Source organism: Brevundimonas sp. UYEF29 (genome assembly GCF_040546195.1).
GTDB classification, from domain to species: Bacteria; Pseudomonadota; Alphaproteobacteria; order Caulobacterales; family Caulobacteraceae; genus Brevundimonas; species Brevundimonas huaxiensis.
The window spans coordinates 1-3,329 of sequence record NZ_JBEPNH010000019.1; the positions used below are offsets into that span (position 1 = coordinate 1).

Here is a 3,329-nt window from a genome sequence, read left to right on the forward strand (position 1 = left end):
CGGCGGTCGTCAACGCGCGGCTTGCCGTGGCTCTTGGGGAAGAAGGGCTCCAGCCGAGCCATCTGCTCGTCCGTCAGCCAATACAGGTCACTCATATCCAGACTCCTCAGGAGCCTGAATCAGATCGAACGCCTCACATCAATGGGTCCTGAGCCTAAGCGAAGGATCAGAGGTTTTCGGGGCGATTTTCTTCAGCACGCGCTGCATTTGGTCGTTGGCGGACCACAGGTCTTTCAGCTCGTCGGTGTAGAGGCCTTTCAGATCTTCTGGCGTCGATATGGATGTTCCTGCTGGTTGAGTTGATTGGATGTCGTGCGGACGTTCGGAAAGCCGCTTCGGCCCCGTTAGCGATGAGCCAACCATCCGTTCCGGCGAATCCTCCTGTTAGCGCCGGAACAAGAACAGGCTCGATCGTGTTAGGCCCGCTGGAAACCCACGCGATCAGCGTCAGGGCTGAGGGCTGTATGCAAACGACAAACTACGAGTTCATCGGATGGGACGCGCTGCTCTATGAGTGGGCGCCCAAGGTGATCGGCGCTGTGCTGATCCTCTTCGCGGCTTGGTTTATCGGCAAGGCCGTGAAATGGGCCCTGGCGAAGGGGATCAATCGTATTCCTGGCGCCGCCAAGGCGAGCACCAGTGACAACCCGAAACACTCGATCGGCGCCAGCCTGGGAGATGTCGCCTTTTGGCTAATCCTCTTGTTCGGTGTCGTCGCCGCCCTCGGCGTCCTGAACCTGGGCCAGGTCGTCACGCCCCTGAACTCACTGCTCACGCAGGTCGCGTCCTTCGTGCCGAGCGTCCTCGGCGCGGTCCTGATCTTCTTCATTGGGTTTGTAGTCGCGACTTTGGCCAAGCGAGTCGTCGAGGCTGCACTGCAGGCCGCCAACGCGGATCGCTGGCTTGAGAAGGCCGGCCTGACCAAGGCGACGGGCTCGACTGGCGTCAGCACCGCGATCGGCACCCTGGTGTTCGTCCTGATTCTGATCCCCATCACGATCGCGGCGCTGGAGCAGCTGGGCATCGAGTCATTGACGGTTCCGGCGGTTGCCGTGCTGTCGACGGTCTTGGCTGCGATCCCGCATGTTCTCGCCGCTGCCATCGTTTTGGCGGTGGGTTGGTTCATCGGTCGCTGGGTCGCCCAGCTGATCGAACGCATCCTGCCGGCGACTGGGTTCGATCGCAGCATCTCGAGCCTGACGGCTCTGACCGCCACGACTCAGGCGCCGGCCGCGCCGAAGCCGACCACGGCTCCCTATGCCGGTGACGTGACACCGGCCACCGCAAGGGCTCTAGGTAGTGATGTGCCCAAGCCGATGACGCCGTCCAGCATCGTGGGCAAGATCGCAATGGCGGCGATCGTCGCCTTCACGGCGGTCGAGGCCGCCAAGCTTCTGCAGTTCGGCACGATCGCCGTGACGCTGCAGGAAATCCTGGCCCTGGCCGGACATGTCATCGTCGGCGGGATCATCATCACCGCCGGCGTGCTGATCGGCGGTGTCCTCGCCAACCTGATCAACAAGGGTACTGGCGGCGCCGATGGCTTCGCCTCCACCCTGGTGCGTTGGGCCACGATCGCATTGGCGACGGCCATGGGCCTGCGCTTCATGGGCATCGCCGACGATATCGTCCTTCTCGCCTTCGGCCTGATCCTGGGGGCGGCTGCGGTGGCGGCAGCGCTAGCCTTCGGGCTCGGCGGGCGCGACGCCGCCAGCAAGGTGGCCCAGACGTGGGCCGACAAGGTCACGAAGACCCCGCCTCAGTGAGACCCGCGGCCGACGATCGACGAGATCGCCGGCCGCATTCTTTTCCCCATTTAACGACGAGTTCGACATGACCGATAACCGCGATCGCGACCCTCGCCTGACCCCAGTGGCCCCGGCCTGGCGCAAATACTTCCCCTGGATCATCGGAGCCGTCGTGCTCCTGCTGCTGCTACTCATGCTGACCCGCTGTGGCGACGACCGCGCCGCCATGGATCCCGCAGCGACTGACGACGCCGCCGTAGCTCCGACGACCGAGACGCCGGTCATGCCCCTCACAAATGCTTCCGTTGGGGTTTCGGGGCTGGACGCCTACCTCGCTGGCTCGGACGCCGCCCCGCGCACTTTCGCGTTCGAGCGCGTCAACTTCGACACCGGCAGCAGCACCATTCGGCCCCAGGATCGTCCCGAGATCGCGGCCGTCGCCGCTGTTCTGAGCCGCTACCCGAATGCCAAGATCCGCTTGTACGGCTATGCGGACGCGCGCGGCTCCGACGCCGCGAACCGAACCCTCGCCCAGGCCCGGGCCGACATCGTCCGTTCCGCCCTGACGGCAGCCGGCGTGGATGCCCGCCGGATCGAGGCGCTTTCAGGCGGGGAAACGAACCCCGTCGACAGCAACGCCACCGCCGGAGGACTGGCTGAAAACCGCCGCACGGAACTGGTCGTCGTCCAGCGCTAACCGCACAGGCCGGGGCTAGCGCCCGGGCCATCCACCTTCAGAGGAGATGTCATGAGCTTTTTCGGAAAAATTTGGGACAAGATCACCGGCCATAAGGCGCGTCCGACGACCCCTCAGGCCCAAGCGCCCACGAGCACCCCAGTCTCGGCACAGCCCGTTCCTGCGGCGCCCGCCACTCCCTTCACGCCTCAACCGGTCGATGTGGACCAGATACTCTCCCAAATGGCCGAGATGAAGGGCGGCGGCGGAAACTGGCGGACATCGATCGTCGATCTGCTCAAGCTGCTCGACCTGGATTCCAGCCTCGACGCCCGCAAGGACCTCGCCGAAGAGTTGGGCGTGCACGCTGGCTCTCATGGCTCGGCGGAACAGAACATCGCCCTGTCCAAAGCGGTCTGGCGAAAGCTTGCGGAGAATGGCGGCCAGGTTCCGGCCGGCCTGCGAGACTAATCGAACAGGTCGATGTCGGCTCAAGACACTGCTGCGATTCTCCTGCTCGCTCGCCACCTGGATGTGGAAGAGCCTTCGCCTGGGCAATCCAAATGGACGGGTATCAGGGCGGCCATCGATGGCCTGAGCGATGATCGCCTTGATGCATCGATCCGCTATTTCGGTCAGGCGGGCTCGCCAGTCACCGCCCGCGCGGCTGAGATGCTGACGGATTTGATGATGGCGAGGATGGTCCGCCTATTGGGCGTGTCGAGATCGGAGCGACAATAGCGCCTCGGACTGGCCGCGGCACAGAGGGTGTCAGTATCAAGAGCTTCTTGCGAGACAACGGCCTGACCCTAGGCTCAGGACCCATTGATGTGAGGCGTGCGATCTGATTCAGGCTCCTGAGGAGTCTGGATCATGAGTGACCTGTATTGGCTGACGGACGAGCA

At 63.9% G+C, this 3,329-nt stretch carries 4 protein-coding genes and 1 pseudogene; 4 read left to right on the forward strand and 1 reads right to left on the reverse strand.

Annotated elements, in window-relative coordinates:
• Positions 1-95 (reverse strand): annotated as a pseudogene (locus tag ABIB58_RS16335) (IS5/IS1182 family transposase); the annotation flags it as partial.
• A 186-nt stretch (positions 96-281) separates the two neighbouring features.
• On the opposite strand from ABIB58_RS16335, the gene ABIB58_RS16340 reads away from it, so the two are divergent.
• From ABIB58_RS16340 to ABIB58_RS16355, 4 genes are all read left to right on the forward strand, one after another.
• Positions 282-1,766 (forward strand): mechanosensitive ion channel, encoded by a 1,485-nt coding sequence (locus ABIB58_RS16340; protein ID WP_265149796.1) that lies wholly within the window; start codon positions 282-284, stop codon positions 1,764-1,766.
• A 67-nt stretch (positions 1,767-1,833) separates the two neighbouring features.
• Positions 1,834-2,445, forward strand: coding sequence for an OmpA family protein (locus ABIB58_RS16345; protein WP_017504332.1), 612 nt, complete (start codon positions 1,834-1,836; stop codon positions 2,443-2,445).
• Positions 2,446-2,496: 51 nt separating this feature from the next.
• The gene (locus ABIB58_RS16350; RefSeq protein WP_026108299.1) at positions 2,497-2,895 is read left to right on the forward strand and encodes a DUF3597 domain-containing protein; all 399 of its coding nucleotides are present in this window, start codon (positions 2,497-2,499) and stop codon (positions 2,893-2,895) included.
• A gap of 12 nt (positions 2,896-2,907) precedes the next feature.
• Entirely contained in the window at positions 2,908-3,165 is a 258-nt protein-coding gene (locus tag ABIB58_RS16355) for a hypothetical protein (protein WP_017504330.1), read from the forward strand.
• The last annotated feature ends 164 nt before the right edge of the window (positions 3,166-3,329 follow it).